Source organism: Mycolicibacterium neworleansense (genome assembly GCF_001245615.1).
GTDB classification, from domain to species: domain Bacteria; phylum Actinomycetota; class Actinomycetes; order Mycobacteriales; family Mycobacteriaceae; genus Mycobacterium; species Mycobacterium neworleansense.
The window spans coordinates 1487356-1503306 of the sequence record NZ_CWKH01000002.1 but is presented as its reverse complement, the minus strand read 5'-3'; the positions used below and the strand labels follow the sequence as shown (position 1 = coordinate 1503306).

The 15951-nt window shown below is 67.1% G+C and carries 15 protein-coding genes; 12 read left to right on the top strand and 3 right to left on the bottom strand.

Features of this window, described 5'->3' with window-relative positions; all coding sequences use genetic code 11:
* Nucleotides 1–117: 117 nt before the first annotated feature.
* From BN2156_RS22890 to BN2156_RS22860, 7 genes are all read left to right on the top strand, one after another.
* The gene (locus tag BN2156_RS22890; protein WP_090517592.1) at nucleotides 118–1371 is read left to right on the top strand and encodes an ammonium transporter; all 1254 of its coding nucleotides are present in this window, start codon (nucleotides 118–120) and stop codon (nucleotides 1369–1371) included.
* Nucleotides 1372–1503: 132 nt separating this feature from the next.
* Nucleotides 1504–2808, top strand: a complete 1305-nt coding sequence (gene glnT, locus BN2156_RS22885) for a type III glutamate--ammonia ligase (protein WP_090517151.1) — start codon at nucleotides 1504–1506, stop codon at nucleotides 2806–2808.
* Nucleotides 2809–2822: 14 nt separating this feature from the next.
* Nucleotides 2823–3692 (top strand): class II glutamine amidotransferase domain-containing protein, encoded by an 870-nt coding sequence (locus BN2156_RS22880; protein WP_090517150.1) that lies wholly within the window; start codon nucleotides 2823–2825, stop codon nucleotides 3690–3692.
* A complete protein-coding gene (locus tag BN2156_RS22875; protein WP_090517149.1) occupies nucleotides 3680–4363 on the top strand; it encodes a GltB/FmdC/FwdC-like GXGXG domain-containing protein in 684 nt (227 codons plus the stop codon). Before BN2156_RS22880 ends, BN2156_RS22875 begins: the two co-directional genes overlap by 13 nt.
* Nucleotides 4363–5655 carry an FMN-binding glutamate synthase family protein gene (locus BN2156_RS22870; protein ID WP_090517148.1) on the top strand — a complete coding sequence of 431 codons (1293 nt, stop codon included), beginning with the start codon at nucleotides 4363–4365 and terminating at the stop codon, nucleotides 5653–5655. The genes BN2156_RS22875 and BN2156_RS22870 overlap by 1 nt, the downstream gene beginning before the upstream one ends.
* Entirely contained in the window at nucleotides 5652–6866 is a 1215-nt protein-coding gene (locus BN2156_RS22865; RefSeq protein WP_090517147.1) for an NAD(P)/FAD-dependent oxidoreductase, read from the top strand. Before BN2156_RS22870 ends, BN2156_RS22865 begins: the two co-directional genes overlap by 4 nt.
* Before the next feature lie 11 nt (nucleotides 6867–6877).
* Nucleotides 6878–7522, top strand: a complete 645-nt coding sequence (locus BN2156_RS22860) for a type II toxin-antitoxin system RelB family anti-toxin (protein ID WP_090517146.1) — start codon at nucleotides 6878–6880, stop codon at nucleotides 7520–7522.
* Nucleotides 7523–7535: 13 nt separating this feature from the next.
* On the opposite strand, the gene BN2156_RS22855 is transcribed toward BN2156_RS22860, so the two are convergent.
* Entirely contained in the window at nucleotides 7536–7754 is a 219-nt protein-coding gene (locus BN2156_RS22855) for a hypothetical protein (protein ID WP_090517145.1), read from the bottom strand.
* Between the two features lie 319 nt (nucleotides 7755–8073).
* Between BN2156_RS22855 and leuA the strand changes: the two genes are divergently transcribed.
* The gene (gene leuA, locus BN2156_RS22850; protein ID WP_090517144.1) at nucleotides 8074–9903 is read left to right on the top strand and encodes a 2-isopropylmalate synthase; all 1830 of its coding nucleotides are present in this window, start codon (nucleotides 8074–8076) and stop codon (nucleotides 9901–9903) included.
* 50 nt (nucleotides 9904–9953) lie between these two features.
* Nucleotides 9954–10340: an SHOCT domain-containing protein gene (locus BN2156_RS22845; protein WP_090517143.1), complete on the top strand. Its 387-nt coding sequence runs from the start codon at nucleotides 9954–9956 to the stop codon at nucleotides 10338–10340.
* Nucleotides 10341–10349: 9 nt separating this feature from the next.
* Here the strand turns inward: BN2156_RS22845 and BN2156_RS22840 are convergent, their stop codons facing one another.
* Nucleotides 10350–11339 (bottom strand): DEDDh family exonuclease, encoded by a 990-nt coding sequence (locus BN2156_RS22840; RefSeq protein ID WP_090517142.1) that lies wholly within the window; start codon nucleotides 11337–11339, stop codon nucleotides 10350–10352.
* 74 nt (nucleotides 11340–11413) lie between these two features.
* Here BN2156_RS22840 and BN2156_RS22835 point away from each other — a divergent pair, with 74 nt between their 5' ends.
* Together BN2156_RS22835 and BN2156_RS22830 are read left to right on the top strand one after the other, a co-directional pair.
* Nucleotides 11414–12634, top strand: a complete 1221-nt coding sequence (locus BN2156_RS22835; RefSeq protein WP_090517141.1) for a Mur ligase family protein — start codon at nucleotides 11414–11416, stop codon at nucleotides 12632–12634.
* Nucleotides 12631–13338: a type 1 glutamine amidotransferase gene (locus BN2156_RS22830; RefSeq protein WP_090517140.1), complete on the top strand. Its 708-nt coding sequence runs from the start codon at nucleotides 12631–12633 to the stop codon at nucleotides 13336–13338. The genes BN2156_RS22835 and BN2156_RS22830 overlap by 4 nt, the downstream gene beginning before the upstream one ends.
* Nucleotides 13339–13403: 65 nt before the next feature.
* Here the strand turns inward: BN2156_RS22830 and BN2156_RS22825 are convergent, their stop codons facing one another.
* Complete coding sequence (locus BN2156_RS22825; protein WP_090517139.1) at nucleotides 13404–14114, bottom strand: MBL fold metallo-hydrolase; 711 nt, start codon at nucleotides 14112–14114, stop codon at nucleotides 13404–13406.
* Nucleotides 14115–14639: 525 nt separating this feature from the next.
* Here BN2156_RS22825 and BN2156_RS22820 point away from each other — a divergent pair.
* Entirely contained in the window at nucleotides 14640–15935 is a 1296-nt protein-coding gene (locus BN2156_RS22820) for a hypothetical protein (RefSeq protein WP_131725194.1), read from the top strand.
* The last annotated feature ends 16 nt before the right edge of the window (nucleotides 15936–15951 follow it).

Genomic DNA, 15951 nt, shown 5'->3' with positions numbered 1-15951 from the left:
CCGCCATGCGTCCCAACGGTTTACGCATACGCAACACAACGCGTAGGTCCACGTAACAGAAACGTCGTCAACTCCCAGTGATCGGCCCGTCCGGGCCGCCACCCCCAGGAGATGTTGATGGATACAGGAACCACGGCATTCATGCTGTGTTGCATCATCGGCCTCACGCTGATGATTCCGGGTCTTGCCCTGTTCTACGGCGGCATGGTCTCGGTCAAGAGCTCGACGAACATGATGATGATGACGTTCGGCGCAGTCGCCCTGGTCGGCGTGCTGTGGGTGCTGTTCGGATTCTCGATGGTGTTCGGGACGTCCTACGGCGGGTTCGTCGGCAGCTTCACCGAATTCGCCGGCATGAAAGACCTCATGGAACCGATGACCACGGTCGCTGGTCTTCCGGTCAGCTTGTTCTCCATCTTCCAGGCCCTGTTCGCGGCCATCACGGTGGCACTGATCTCGGGCGCGGTGGCCGACCGGATGAAATTCGGCGCGTGGATGATCTTCGCCGCCGCCTGGGCGGTGCTGGTGTACTTCCCGGTCGCCCACTGGGTGTTCGCCTTCGACGGTGTCGTCACCGAGAACTCGGTCGGCGGCTGGATCGCCAACAAACTGCACGCCATCGACTTCGCCGGCGGTACCGCCGTGCACATCAACGCCGGCGCGGCCGCCCTGGCCGTGGCCATCGTCCTCGGCAAATCCGCCATGTTCGGCCAGCTGCGCAAGCCGCACAATGTTCCGCTGACCCTGCTGGGTGCGGGCATGCTGTGGGCCGGCTGGTATGCCTTCAACGGCGGGTCCGCCCTGGCCGCAGGCAATTCCGCGGCCATCGTCATGGTGACCACGTTCGTCGCCACCTGCGCGGCCACCCTGGCCTGGATCGGCGTCGAGAAGCTCAAGGACGGCCACGTCACCGGCGTGGGTGCCGCCTCGGGAGCGATCACCGGCCTGGTGGCCATCACCCCGGCCTGCGGCGCGGTCACCCCGATCGGCGCAATCTTCGTCGGTGCCATAGCCGGGGCGATCTGTGTCTACGCCGTCGGCTTCAAGGAGAAGCTGGGATATGACGACTCGCTCGACGTGGTCGGCGTGCACCTGGTCGGCGGCGTGGTCGGCACCCTGCTGATCGGCTTCTTCGCCAGCGAGGGCATGCCCAACGCCACCAACGGCCTGTTCTACGGCGGCGGCTTCGACCAGCTGTGGAAGCAGGCGGTCGCTGCCGGTGCGGTGATGGCCTATTCATTCGCGGTCGCGTTCGCCATCGCGTTCGTTCTCAAGAAGACCATCGGCATCCGCATCTCTTCCGAGGAAGAGGAGAAGGGCATCGATACCACGTTCCACCGGGATTCGGCCTACGAGCTCGAATTCGCCTGACAGTCAGTCCGATTCCCCGGCCCGGCTGCCGTGGACCGCTCTCACGGCAGCCGGTGACCGGGTTTTCTCGGCTCGCAGAAGTTTCCTCCTGTGATACCTTGATTCCCACCAAGAGATGAAAGCGTGAACGCTATGCCCACCGATCTCGCCACCCTCGCCGAGCAGTCCGGCACCAAGTTCATCCTCGCGCTGTTCGTAGACCTGCGCGGAAAGCCTTGCGCCAAACTGGTTCCCGTCCAATCCGTCGACCAGCTGGCCACCGAGGGCGTCGGTTTCGCCGGCTACGCCGTCGGCGCCATGGGGCAGGAACCCAAAGATCCCGATCTGATCGCCATCCCCGATCCGGCCTCGTTCACCCCGGTCCCCTTCATCAAGGATGGGCTGGCCCTCGTGCACTGCGATCCACATGTCGAGGGTGAGCCATGGCCGTACGCGCCGCGGGTGATCCTCAAAGGGATGATCCAGCAGGCTGCCGATGCCGGTTTCGAACCCTGGGTGGGCGCCGAGGTCGAGTACTTCCTGTTGCGGCGCAACGACGATGGCAACCTTGTCACCGCCGATGCCGCGGACACCGCAGCCCAACCCTGTTACGACGCGCGCGGTGTGACCCGGATGTACGACCACCTCACCGCGATCTCGACGGCGATGAACGCGCTGGGCTGGTCCAACTACGCCAACGACCACGAGGACGGCAACGGGCAGTTCGAGCAGAACTTCGAGTTCTCCGACGCATTGACCACCGCCGACCGGGTGATCACCCTGCGCTACCTGCTGTCGATGATCGCCGCCGAACGCGACATGGTGGCCACCTTCATGCCCAAGCCGTTCGCCGACCGTACCGGCAGCGGTCTGCACCTGCACATGTCACTCACCAGCGGTGGAAACCCGGTGTTCCCCACCGACTCCGACTCCCGCGGCCTGGGCTTGTCCGAGACGGCCTACGGGTTCATCGGCGGCATCCTGGACCACGCCTGCGCGTTGCAGTCCATCGTCGCGCCCACCGTCAACTCCTACAAGCGCACCGGCGCCACGTCGACGGCATCCGGCGCATCGTGGGCGCCGCGCAAGCCCAGCTACGGCGGAAACGATCGCACCCACTACATCCGCGTCCCCGACAGTCAACGCATCGAATTGCGCGGCGGCGACGGCTCGGCCAACCCGTACCTGGCGATCGCCGCCGCGCTGGGCGCCGGGCTGGACGGCGTCAAACGCAGCCTCGACCCGGGGGACGTGGGCGCCAAGGGACCGGCAGCACTGCCGCCCACCCTGCTGCACGCGATCGAGTCACTGGAGACCGACCCGATCGTCAACGGCGTGCTCGACGTCGCCGGCGACGGTGTCGCCTCCTACTTCGCCGGCATCAAACGCGACGAGTTCTTCGCCTACCACGGCTCGGTCACCCCGTGGGAAATCGACCAATACCTGACTGCGTTCTAGAAGGGAGACAACATATGTGCGGGATCGTGGGGCTACACCTGCGCACACCGGAGCTGTACCCGCGCCTGGGCGAACTGCTCAGCGCAATGCTGGGCGAGATGTCCGACCGCGGAGCCGATTCGGCAGGCATCGCGGTGTACGGAGACCCGGAGTGGTCGCCGTACGGGCAGGGCTGCGTCTCGGTGACCGACGTCGCGGAGAAACCCGACCTCGGTCCGGATGTGGATGTGGTGCAGGTTGATTCGACCTACCTGCTGTCGGCCGACATGGAATCCGAACAACTGCTCGGCCTGGTGCGCGCCGCCTACCCGTCGGCGCTCATCTCCGGGTTCGGCGCCGATCTGGCGGTGCTCAAAGGCGTGGGTCATCCCCGTGCTCTCACCGAGGCCTGGGGCCTGGCCAAGGCGCAGGGCTGGCAAGGAGTCGGGCACACCCGGATGGCCACCGAGTCCGCGGTGACGCCGTCGGGCTGCCACCCCTACACCGTCGGGCCCGGACAGTGCCTGGTGCACAACGGATCCTTCGCCAATCACGCCACGATCCGCCGCGAACTGCGCCGCGCCGGAGTGGTGTTCGACAGTGAGAACGACACCGAGGTGGGCGCCCGGTTCGTCGCCGAACAGCTGGCCGCGGGCCGCGATGTGGCGATCGCGCTGAAAGAGCTCTGCGCCACCTTTGACGGCTTCTACACACTGCTGGTCTCCGACCACGACTCGTTCGCCGTGGTCCGTGACGCGATCGCCTGCAAGCCCGCGGTGATCGCCGAGACCGCCGACTGGGTGGCGATGGCCAGCGAATACCGCGCCCTGGCCGGGCTGCCCGGAGTCGAGCAGGCACGTATTTGGGAACCGGAACCGGAGGTGGTCTACGCATGGAAACGTTAGTTGGATTCGATTTGGGCACCACGCCGCTGCGTGAGGTCAACGCCGCGCTGCATCAGCCAGATGTCGAGGGAGACTTCGTCATCGCCCATCCCGACGGTGCCCACAACGTGGCTGTCGGCCTCAACGCGCCGGTGCGGGTGACCGTCGAAGGCCACGTCGGCTACTACGCGGCGGGCATGAACCAGCTCGCCGACGTGACGATCAACGGCAACGCCGGAACCGGCGTGGCCGAGAACATGATGAGCGGCACGGTGCGCGTGACCGGAAATGCCTCGCAGTCGGCGGGTGCCACCGCACACGGCGGGCTGCTGGTCATCGAAGGAGACGCCGCCGCGCGCTGCGGCATCTCGATGAAGGGCGTCGACATCGTGGTGGGCGGCAACATCGGCCACATGAGCGCGTTCATGGCCCAGGCCGGCCGGCTCGTGGTGCGCGGCGACGCCGGGGAGGCGCTGGGCGACTCGATCTACGAGGCCCGCATCTACGTGCGCGGCGAGGTGGCCTCGCTGGGAGCCGACTGCGTCGCCAAGCCGATGCGGCCCGAGCACCACGCCGAGCTCGCGGAGTTGTTGGCAAAAGCGGGTTTTGACGACGACACCGCGGCCTACACCCGTTACGGCTCGGCTCGAAACCTGTACCACTTCCACGTCGACAACGCGAGCGAGTACTGATGCGCGAATCCGCCACCTTCGACCGATCCACGATCGCCGACATCCAGCGAGCCGCCGAGACCGGCATCTATGACATTCGCGGCTGGGGCGCCAAGCGGCGCCTCCCGCACTTCGATGACCTGCTGTTCCTGGGCGCGTCGATGTCCCGGTACCCACTGGAGGGCTACCGCGAGCGCTGCGGCACCGACGTGGTGCTCGGTGACCGGCACGCCAAACATCCTCTACACCTGGATATCCCGGTCACCATCGCGGGCATGAGCTTCGGCGCGCTGTCCGGCCCGGCCAAGGAGGCCCTCGGCCGCGGGGCCAGCGAGGCCGGCACCTCGACCACCACCGGCGACGGCGGTATGACGCCCGAAGAGCGTGGACAGAGCAAGCACCTGGTCTACCAGTACCTGCCTTCGCGCTACGGGATGAACCCCGACGACCTGCGCAAGGCCGATGCCATCGAGGTGGTGCTCGGCCAGGGCGCCAAACCCGGTGGCGGCGGAATGTTGTTGGGCCAGAAGATCTCCCCGCGCGTCGCCCAGATGCGCACGCTGCCCGAGGGCATCGACCAGCGCAGCGCCTGCCGGCACCCGGACTGGACCGGCCCCGACGATCTGACCATCAAGATCAACGAGCTGCGGGAGATCACCGACTGGGAGAAGCCCATCTACGTCAAGGTCGGGGCCACCCGCACGTACTACGACGTGAAGCTCGCCGTGCACGCCGGCGCCGACGTGGTGGTGGTCGACGGCATGCAGGGCGGTACCGCCGCCACCCAGGAGGTGTTCATCGAACACGTCGGCATCCCGACCCTGGCCGCGGTGCCGCAGGCCGTGCAGGCGCTGCAGGAACTGGGGGTCCACAGACAGGTCCAGTTGATCGTGTCCGGCGGCATCCGCACCGGGGCCGACGTCGCCAAGGCACTCGCGCTCGGCGCCGATGCCGTCGCGATCGGCACTGCCGCCCTGATCGCGCTGGGCGACAACCACCCCCGCCACGCCGCCGAGTACGAGAAGCTCGGCAGCGCGGCCGGCTTCTACGACGACTTCCAGGACGGGCGCGACCCGGCCGGCATCACCACCCAGGACCCGCAGCTGGCGGCTCGGTTCGACCCGGTCGAGGGTGGCCGGCGGCTGGCCAACTATCTGCGGGTGCTGACGATGGAAGCCCAGACCATCGCCCGGGCCTGTGGCAAGGCGCATGTGTGCCACCTGGAGCCCGAGGACCTGGTGGCGGTGACCATCGAGGCTGCCGCGATGGCACGGGTTCCGCTGGCCGGCACGAACTGGATTCCCGGCCGATGAGCGCTCGCGCGAAGAGCAGACAGCACAGCGTGAACGCCGACGTCGTGATCGTCGGCGGCGGGCTGGAAGGGACCGCGGCCGCCTGGGCGTTGAGTCAACGCGGTGTCACCGATGTGCTTGTGCTGGAGCGCAATACCGTCGGTTCCGGGATGACCGGGAAATCCAGCGGCATCGTGCGCTGCCACTACGGGGTGAGCTCACTTGCCGCCATGGCCACCGTCGGGCTCGAGGTGTTCGAGAAGGCCGAGCAGTACTTCGGCACCGATATCGGATTCCGGCAGACCGGCTACGTCGTCGGCGTCGGCGAACCCAACGTCGAGAACCTTCGCAAGAGCCTGGCCGCCCAGCGCGAGGTCGGGGTGCAGACCGAGGAGATCGACGCCGCCGAGGTGGCGAAGCTGTGGCCGTGGGCCGATCTGGAACCGTTCGCGGCCTTCGGCTGGGAGGCCCGTGGCGGCTACGGCGACGCCTACCAGACCGCGCAGGCTTTCGCGGTGTCGGCCAGGGCCGCCGGGGTGCGAATCCGCCAGGGCGCCAACGTGACCGAGCTGTCGCTCGACGGGGACCGGGTCACCGGCGTACGGCTGGCCGACGGCACGCACGTGTCGGCAGGCACCGTCGTCGTCGCCACCGGGGCCTGGACCCGTCCGTTCCTGGAGCCCTACGGCCTCGACATACCGATCCGCGTGCACCGGGAACAGATCGTGATGATCAAGCCCGGGCTGGACACGGGCCCCGTGCCGGTCTTCTCCGACCTGGTGTCGTTGCAGTACATCCGGCCCGAACCCAACGGAGAGCTGCTGTTCGGAAACTCCGATCTGGGCGAGCTGGAGAGCGCCGATCCCGACGACTATCTGAATCGGGCGACCGACGGCTTCATCGACCTGACCGTGGAGAAGGTGGGCACCCGGTTCCCCGGCTTCTCCGACGCGGCGATCGCCGGCAGCTATGCCGGTTGCTACGACGTCACGCCGGACTGGAACCCCGTCATCTCCGCAACCGGCATCGACGGCCTGCTGGTGGCGGCCGGCTTCAGCGGGCACGGGTTCAAGATCGCGCCGGCGGTCGGCAGGCTGGTCGCCGACCTGGTGACCGAGGGACGCAGCTGCGACCCGCGGATCCCCGAGTCGGATTTCCGGCTGACCCGGTTTGCGGAGGACAATTTGCTCACAAGCCGGTATCCGTACGTCGGTGCCGGGGAGATGCGCTAGACAGGAGTGCCGTGAGCGACCTGCCCCTGCTCCGCAATGCGGGCACCGCCCGCGAACGCGACCCGCACGAACCGGTCGAGGAGCTGGAGTTCGAAGCGGCGATCGGGCGCAATGTCCGTCAACTGCGCCAGCAGCACGGGCTCACCGTCGCCGACATGGCCGCCCGGGTGGGCATCTCCAAGGCCATGCTGTCCAAGATCGAGAACGCCCAGACCTCGTGCAGCCTGTCCACCCTGGCGTTGCTCGCCAAGGGGCTCGACGTCCCGGTGACCAGCTTGTTCCGCGGGGCCGACGTCGAACGCCCGGCGGCGTTCGTCAAGGCGGGCACCGGTCCGGAGATCGTGCGCAACGGCACCAAGCAGGGGCACGAGTATCAGCTGCTCAGCTCGCTGCGCGGGGAGCACAAGCGGCTGGAATGCCTGCACGTCACGCTGACGGAGAAGAGTCAGACCTACCCGCTGTTCCAGCATCCCGGCACCGAGTTCATCTACATGCTCGCCGGCGTCATGGACTACAGCCACAGCCGTTCGGTCTATCGGTTGCAGCCCGGCGACTCGCTGCAGATAGACGGGGAAGGCGCGCACGGACCGGTTGACCTGATCGAACTGCCGATCCGATTCCTGTCGGTGATCGCCTTCCCCGATTCGCAGGTGTGACTCACCCTCGCGGTCACTGCTCGTAGATGCTCATGATCCGCTGCGGGCCGTGGTGGTTGTGCCAGCCGGGCTTCATGCCGGGGGCCGGGGTCGCGTAGGTGTCGGGGCTGTAGAGGTTGCCCGGGCCCTGTGGCTCCTGCGCGGCGGCCGTACCGGCCAGGCCGAGCGCCACGGCGCCGAAGACACCCGCGGACAGGATGGGCAGTGCCAGAGCCTTGGAGAACTTCGTCATGATCGTGAATCCTTCTGTCTCAGTTGAGTTTTCGTTTTCAGTTGCGGCTCGTTGAACCACTGAGACAAGAATGCGATCCGAACGGCTTCGGGTCTGTCGGGCAATCGGCCGGTGCGGCTGGTGAAGATGCGTTCCCCCGATCGGGGGAAGCGCACGTCAACCGCGGGTTTTGGCCAGCGAATCGCGCGGAGTACAGTTGAGCGCGTGCAGCGGGTGCTCCTTCTCGGACGCCGCGACGGGGTCTGACCAGACCGGCTTCCTGTCGCGGGTTTTTGCGATGCGCCGGTCGGGTCCCCTATCAACTCCCGGAGCAAAAACCATGACCACCCCCGACATCTCTGCAGATGCCTTCAGCTCGGTTCGCGAGATCAAGACGCCGGCCGGCGCCCCCAACCCCGGACAACCCGTCTGGAACACCCAGCGCGGCTCCTCCATGCCGGTCAGCCGCTACCGCAGCTTCGCCGAAGAGGTCCCCGGCGGCAGCCCGGCCTTCGGCACCGGCGTCCCGTTCGACCGCACCTGGCCGGACCGCGTCATCGACAAGGCACCCATGTGGTGCGCGGTCGACCTGCGTGACGGCAACCAGGCCCTGATCGACCCCATGAGCCCGGCGCGCAAGCGCCGCATGTTCGACCTGCTGGTACGGATGGGCTACAAGGAGATCGAGGTCGGCTTCCCGTCCGCGAGCCAGACCGACTACGACTTCGTCCGGGAGATCATCGAGGACGGCGCGATCCCGGACGACGTCACCATCCAGGTGCTGACCCAGTGCCGGCCCGAGCTGATCGAGCGCACCTTCGAGGCCTGCGCGGGTGCACCCCAGGCCATCGTGCACTTCTACAACTCGACGTCCATCCTGCAGCGCCGCGTGGTGTTCCGCGCCGACCGCGCGGCCGTCAAGAAGATCGCCACCGACGGCGCCACGATGTGCGTCGAAGAGGCCAAGAAGTACCCCCAGACCCGCTGGCGCTTCGAGTACTCCCCCGAGTCCTACACCGGCACCGAGCTGGAGTACGCGGTCGAGGTGTGCAACGCCGTCGCCGATATCGTCAAGCCCACGCCCGAGTGGCCGCTGATCGTCAACCTGCCCGCCACTGTCGAGATGGCCACCCCGAACGTCTACGCCGATTCCATCGAGTGGATGAGCCGGCACCTGGCCCCACGCGACTCGATCATCCTGAGCCTGCACCCGCACAACGACCGTGGAACCGGCGTTGCCGCAGCCGAATTGGGCTACCAGGCCGGCGCCGACCGCATCGAGGGCTGCCTGTTCGGCAACGGCGAGCGCACCGGCAATGTCTGCCTGGTGACGCTGGGGCTGAACATGTTCAGCCGCGGGGTCGATCCGCAGATCGATTTCTCCAACATCGACGAGATCCGTCGCACGGTCGAGTACTGCAACCAGCTGCCCGTACACGAACGTCACCCCTACGGCGGCGACCTGGTCTACACCGCCTTCTCCGGCAGCCACCAGGACGCCATCAACAAGGGCCTGGACCAGATGAAGTTCGATGCCGACGAAGCTGACGTCGATGTTGATGATCTCCTGTGGCAGGTGCCCTACCTGCCGATCGACCCCAAGGACGTCGGCCGCACCTACGAGGCCGTGATCCGGGTGAACTCGCAGTCCGGCAAGGGCGGCGTGGCCTACATCATGAAGGCCGACCACGGCCTGGTGCTGCCACGCCGGCTGCAAATCGAGTTCAGCCAGGCCATCCAGCAGATCACCGACGGCGAGGGCGGCGAGGTGTCCCCCAAGGAGATCTGGGGCGCGTTCTCCGAGGAGTACCTGGCCCCGATCACCCCGCTGGAGCGCATCCGCCAGAAGGTGGTCGCCTCCGAGGTGGACGGCGGCACCGACACCATCACCGCGATCGTGAAGATCGACGGTGTCGAGCGCGAGATCATCGGCGCCGGTAACGGCCCGCTGGCGGCATTCGTCGACGCCCTGGGCGCCATCGGCTACGACATCAACGTGCTGGACTACTCCGAACACGCCATGTCCTCGGGTGAACAGGCGCAGGCCGCGGCCTACGTCGAGGCGTCGATCGGTGGCCGGACCGTCTGGGGCGTCGGCATCGCGACTTCGATCACAACTGCATCACTTCGCGCGGTCGTATCTGCCGTCAACCGCGCCGCGCGTGCTTAGCTGACGTCGGCGTAGATCCCTACGCCGACGTCAACTACAAGGAGTGACCCATGGACTGGGGTCCGACATGGGATTTCCTGTGGCATTTCCTGATCATCTTCGCCTGGATCGCCTACCTGCTGGTCCTGTTCCAGATCCTCACGGACCTGTTCTGGCGTGATCACAAGACCTCCGGCTGGATCAAGGCCGTATGGGTGGTCTTCCTGATCGTGTTCCCGTGGATCACCGCGCTGATCTACCTCATCGCCCGCGGTAAGGGCATGTCGGAGCGGGCACAGGCGGCAGCGCAGGCGGCCAAGCAGGAGACCGACGCCTACATCCGCGAGGCGGCCGGCCGGTCCCCGGCGCAGGAGATCGCCGACGCCAAGGCGCTGCTGGACGCCGGCACGATCACCCAGGCCGAGTTCGACGGGCTGAAGGCCAAGGCGCTGAGCTGAGCCGTCGGCTCAGAAGAGCGTGTACTGATCGCTCTCGGGCGCGGTGTCGATGAACTCCTCGACATTGGCGCCACCGACGACATGGGCCAGCAGGCCCATGAACGTCTCGTCGTCGAGCAGTGGCACGCCCAACTCGGCTGCCTGGTAGCCCTTGCCCTGGTCGGGGGCGGGCTCGTTGCACAGGACCAGCGAAGTCTGCTGGTCCACCAGGTCCGTGTAGGCCAGCCCGGCGTGCAGGATGCGCTCGATCAGCTCCTCATGGGTGCGGGCCACCTCCGCCGAGAGCGCCACCCGCATGCCCTGAACGAGTGGCCGCCCCGGCACGTAGACACCCGGGTTGGCGTACTCGCACGGCAGCCGCGAGGCCAGCACCTTCAACGGCCGCAACTCCTCATGGGTGATGTGGCCGTTGGGCCAGCGGCGACGGCTCACCTCCCGCAGCGGCAGCCAGACCTTGCGGTCACGGGCCCGGGCCAGGGTCGGTTTCAGGATCTGGGCCAGCACCAACGCGTCGTCGAGGGCATCGTGAGGTTTCATCTGGCTCACGCCCCAGTGCGCGGCCAGCGTCTCCAACCGCAGATTCTCGGTGCCCAGGGCCAGCCGGCGGGCCAGCTCGACGGTGCACATCACACTGTCGATCGGCAGCTCGGCACCGACCAGCTCGGCCTCGGCGGTCAGGAAGCTGTAGTCGAAGCCCACGTTGTGCGCGACCAGCGTGCGTCCGCGCAGGATCGCGCTCAACTCACCGACGACGTCGCCGAAGGTCGGCTGGCCCTCCAGCATCTCGGCGGTCAGCCCGTGGACATGGGTGGGCCCGGGATCCACCCCCGGGTTCAGCAGGGAGGCCACGCTGCGCTCGACGTTGCCGTCGTCCCCGAGTGCCAGTGCGGCGACGCTGACGATGCGAGCCTGCCCGGGCCGGAATCCCGTGGTCTCCACGTCGACGACCGCCCAGCCCGCTCCCGGCTCTTCCGCCGGCCTGCCCCACGCGCTGCTCATATTCGCCAGGATGGCACGCAGGCCCGACAGAGTCGCCCGGCGCGCCTGCGTGTCGTGCCCCTAAAATCGCCGGAATGCTGACCCTTCGCGGGCGCGCCGCACTGGCCGCCGGATCCACCGCGCGCTGGGCGTCGCGGGTCACCGGACGCGGCGCGGGCGCGATGATCGGCGGGCTGGTGGCGATGACCCTGGACCGCTCGATCCTGCGCCAACTGGGCCAGGGCCGCCGCAGCGTCGTCGTGACCGGCACCAACGGCAAGTCGACCACCACCCGGATGATCGCGGCCGCGCTGGCCACACTCGGGCCGGTGGCCAGTAACTCCGAAGGCGCCAACATGGACGCCGGGCTGGTGGCGGCGCTGGCCTCAGCGCGCGACGCCACGCTGGCCGCCCTGGAAGTCGACGAGATGCACGTCCCGCACGTCAGCGACGCGGTGAACCCGTCGGTCATCGTGCTGCTGAATCTGTCCCGCGACCAGCTGGACCGGGTCGGTGAGATCAACCACATCGAACGGACCCTGCGCGGCGGGCTGGCCCGCCATCGCGACGCGGTGATCGTGGCCAACTGCGACGACGTCCTGATGACCTCGGCCGCCTACGACAGCCCCAACGTGGTGTGGGTGGCCGCCGGCGGCAGCTGGTCCGGCGACTCGGTGAGCTGCCCGCGATCCGGCGAGATCATCGAGCGCAACGGACGGGACTGGTACTCGACCGGCAGCGACTTCAAACGCCCCAGCCCGCAGTGGTGGTTCGACGACACCCACATCTACGGACCCGACGGCCTCGTGTTGCCGATGACGCTGGCCCTGCCCGGTGCCGTCAACCGTGGCAACGCCACCCAGGCGGTCGCGGCCGCGGTGGCGCTGGGTGCCGACCCGGCCGCAGCGGTGGCCGCGGTATCGACCGTCGACGAGGTGGCCGGGCGGTATCGCACCGTGCAGATCGGCGCCCACACCGCGCGGATCCTGCTGGCCAAGAACCCGGCCGGCTGGCAGGAGGCGCTGTCCATGGTTGACAAGCACGGCGCCGGCGTCGTCATCTCGGTCAACGGGCAGGTGCCTGACGGTGAGGACCTGTCGTGGCTGTGGGACGTGCGGTTCGAACACTTCGACGACACCCAGGTGGTGGCCGCCGGTGAGCGCGGCACCGATCTGGCGGTGCGACTCGGGTACGCCGGCGTCGAGCATTCACTGGTGCACGACACCATCGCCGCGATCGACTCCTGCCCGCCCGGGCACGTCGAGGTGATCGCCAACTACACCGCGTTCCTGCAACTGAATCGGCGGATCTCGTGACAGTTCAGATCGGGCTCGTGCTGCCCGACGTGATGGGAACCTACGGAGACAGCGGCAATGCCGTGGTGCTGCAACAGCGCTTGCGGCTGCGCGGTATCGAGGCCGAGATCGTGGAGATCACGCTGGCCGACCCGGTGCCCGACTCGCTGGACCTGTACACCCTCGGCGGCGCCGAGGACTACGCGCAGCGGTTGGCCACCAAACACCTGATCCGGTATCCCGGTCTGCAACAAGCAGTTTCGCGCGGTGCGCCGGTGCTCGCGATCTGCGCGGCGATCCAGGTCCTCGGCCACTGGTACGAGACCTCGGCCGGTGAGCGGGTGGAAGGTGTCGGGCTGCTCGACGTCACCACGTCGCCGCAGGAGGCCCGCACCATCGGCGAGGTGGCCTCCACTCCCCTGCTCGACGGGCTCACCCAGCCGCTGACCGGTTTCGAAAATCACCGTGGCGGAACCATTCTGGGCCCCGACGCCAAGCCGCTGGCCGCCGTCACGAAAGGTGCAGGCAACCGCCTGGGCGACGGCTACGACGGTGCCGTGCAAGGCAGCGTGGTGGCCACCTATCTGCACGGGCCGTGCCTGGCCCGCAATCCGGAACTGGCGGACCACCTGTTGTCGCGAGTGGTGGGTGAGCTGCCGCCGCTGCAGCTGCCCGAGGTCGACCTGTTGCGCCGCGAACGTCTGGCCGCCCCGCGCCGGGTCTAGCGCCGAAACCGCATTCCAGCAGGGGCCTACTCGCACTTTCTCTGCTGGAATGCCATTTCGACGAGCTAGGCGAAGACGTCGGCGGCCGCGGCGATCTTGGCCGCGGCATCGGCCAGAATCGGCTCGCCATGGCCGAATCCAGCGATCTGCGCGCCCGTAGCGGCAAGCTTGGCCACCGAGTCCGCGAGCTCGGCGCGGTCGGTGTTGAAGACACCGAGGATCACCTGGCCGTTGAACTCGGCAACCACGTCGCCGGTGAGCACTGCGTCGGCCGCCGGGAGATAGAGCGCGATGCTGCCCGGCGTGTGGCCGGGCACTCCGATCACCTGGGCCCCGCCGGCGAAATCCAACACGTCACCGTCGCCCACCACCGCGTCCACCCGGCAGGCCGGGCCATGCGGCGAGGCGTCGAAATCCGGACGGAGCGTGCGCTCCGCGTCGGTCAGCACCGGCAACGGCCCGGGTTCGCACCCGCGGACGAACTCGGCGTCACCCTTGCCTGCTATGACCTCCACGTCAGACCAGTCGGCGATTTCGGCGGCCGCACCGCAGTGGTCTTCGTGAAAATGGGTGAGCACGATGCGCTTGACGTGAATCCGTCGCAGGCGCAGTTCGGCGAGCGCATCGGCGATCAACTCCGCACTGTCGGACCAGCCGGTGTCGATCAGCGTCACACCGTCGGGCTCGGTCCACAGGTAGCTGTTGAGCAGATGAGCCTGGCCGCCGGGGATCCGCAGTCGGTACAGCGAGGGCGCCATCAAGAGTAGATCGGGCATGACACGACGCTAGTTGCTCGCGACGAGAAGCCCGTCGCCGGCTTTGACGACAGATCTTCACGCTGTGTCCGCGAACCGGACAAAATTGCTACCTGTGTAAACCCTATGATTGCCGGCGTCGGTTCGGCGAAGGCGTGATCCAGGCCCGCACCGATCCGAATAGTCGCCTTCCTCACATCATCGCCGCAAATTGCGACGCGTCACCTTCAGCCAAAGCTACCGGCCAGTAGGACCATTTAGTAGACCATTGATGGCCCATTGGGCAAACCAGTGACGGGCCCCGCCACATCGGCCCCGACCCCTGATTCAGGGTGCGAAGCCGGGCCGTCGAGTTGTTTGCCATAGCCCGGGGGTCGGGATCTCCATTCGAATGCCTTGGCAAACGAATCGATGCATCCCCAGAAGCCTAGGCCGTCTCATTATGTGAACTAACTATGGACTTGACGTGGCGATATGTGTTCAATCTGTTATTACTTTCAAGTAAGTATCAGCTCCGCCTTAAGGAGCAAGCAAAGGAATAGATTGATGCAAACCGCTGTTCGCTCATACCTGACTGCCGGTGTGGCCCTGGCCGGCGCGGGCGTCATTGCCGTCAGCCCGGTCGCGCCAACCCCGACGGACATTCAACTGCCCGCCATTCATGCGTCATCGGCAGCAGTGACGCTTAATGCTCTGACCAACCCGCTGGATGCGTGGGCACAGACCCTGTCCAACGCGGGTACCAACCTGCAGGCGCTCGGCGAGCAACTGCTGGCCAACGACTTCCCGGTGTTGCGGACCATCATCAGCAATCAGATCGGCAACGCAACGGTCGTCGGCAACACGCTTCAGGCCTATGCGGAGAGCCTCACGACCACGCTTCAGGGCCTACCCGAGGCCTTGCAGACGGCTTCCGACCTGATCTCCCAGGGCGAGATCACGGCCGCCGTAGACGGCCTGACCTTGAGCCTCCTTCCGGCGATCCTCGGCCTGCTCGACGTCACGAACAACACGTGGTCCGCGGTCAACACCACGGCGCAAAACGTCGTGAACGTGATCAAACAGGTGCCGAACATCGTGACCGCGGTGGCACTGCCGGCCGCCTTCCCGATCCTGTCGGTGGTGAACGGACTGGCCGCAACCGCCGAAGAAGTCGTCAAGGCTGTCAACGCCGGAGATACGGAAGCTGCCGCCAGCGCGCTGATCAACGCACCGGCGACCCTCACGGACGCATTCCTCAACGGCAAGGGCACGATTCTGGGGATCATCCCGGTCCCAGGACTGTTGTCTCCGTCGTCCCCGCTCGGCGTCCTGGGCAGCGGACCCATCGCATCCCTGCTCGATCTGCCCAAGACCATCGCCGACGTGCTCGACCCGAACCCACTGGCACCGGCCACCTCGTCGACGGCAGTCCGCTCCGCCAAGCTGGCCGGCACACCCGTCAACGCACTCAGCAGCGGCGTCCCGGCGCGTACCGTCACGCTCAGCGCTCCTGCCGCCGAGACCGATCCGGCAACAGCTTCGGATGCGGAGACCACAGCAGTCAGCCCCGTGGCGACATCCCACGCGGACGACTCGACCTCGGATTCGACCTCGACCTCGGATTCGACCTCGACCAAGGCACCGGCCAAAACGTCGGTGTCGGTCAAGACGGCGGTCAAGAAGCCGGACGTCACCGCGAACCCGGCGAAGCAGATCCGCGACAACATCAAGAAGGCCACTCAGCGGTTGGCGGGGAAGACCACCGACAGCTCCAGCGCTGCGGGTAGCTCGGGTGCGGACAAGGGCCACTCCGCCACCGGCAAGGCCGGCCACAAGAGCGGTGGCGCCCACAAGGACTAGCCACTGATCCTGAAAG

Excerpts from the sequence above, each read along its gene's own strand:
- BN2156_RS22890 (WP_090517592.1), top strand. The coding sequence starts at position 118 with ATGGATACAGGAACCACGGCATTCATGCTGTGTTGCATCATCGGCCTC.
- glnT (WP_090517151.1), top strand. The coding sequence starts at position 1,504 with ATGCCCACCGATCTCGCCACCCTCGCCGAGCAGTCCGGCACCAAGTTC.
- BN2156_RS22880 (WP_090517150.1), top strand. The coding sequence starts at position 2,823 with ATGTGCGGGATCGTGGGGCTACACCTGCGCACACCGGAGCTGTACCCG.
- BN2156_RS22875 (WP_090517149.1), top strand. The coding sequence starts at position 3,680 with ATGGAAACGTTAGTTGGATTCGATTTGGGCACCACGCCGCTGCGTGAG.
- BN2156_RS22870 (WP_090517148.1), top strand. The coding sequence starts at position 4,363 with ATGCGCGAATCCGCCACCTTCGACCGATCCACGATCGCCGACATCCAG.
- BN2156_RS22865 (WP_090517147.1), top strand. The coding sequence starts at position 5,652 with ATGAGCGCTCGCGCGAAGAGCAGACAGCACAGCGTGAACGCCGACGTC.
- BN2156_RS22855 (WP_090517145.1), bottom strand. The coding sequence starts at position 7,754 with ATGACGAAGTTCTCCAAGGCTCTGGCACTGCCCATCCTGTCCGCGGGT.
- leuA (WP_090517144.1), top strand. The coding sequence starts at position 8,074 with ATGACCACCCCCGACATCTCTGCAGATGCCTTCAGCTCGGTTCGCGAG.
- BN2156_RS22845 (WP_090517143.1), top strand. The coding sequence starts at position 9,954 with ATGGACTGGGGTCCGACATGGGATTTCCTGTGGCATTTCCTGATCATC.
- BN2156_RS22840 (WP_090517142.1), bottom strand. The coding sequence starts at position 11,339 with ATGAGCAGCGCGTGGGGCAGGCCGGCGGAAGAGCCGGGAGCGGGCTGG.
- BN2156_RS22835 (WP_090517141.1), top strand. The coding sequence starts at position 11,414 with ATGCTGACCCTTCGCGGGCGCGCCGCACTGGCCGCCGGATCCACCGCG.
- BN2156_RS22825 (WP_090517139.1), bottom strand. The coding sequence starts at position 14,114 with ATGCCCGATCTACTCTTGATGGCGCCCTCGCTGTACCGACTGCGGATC.
- BN2156_RS22820 (WP_131725194.1), top strand. The coding sequence starts at position 14,640 with ATGCAAACCGCTGTTCGCTCATACCTGACTGCCGGTGTGGCCCTGGCC.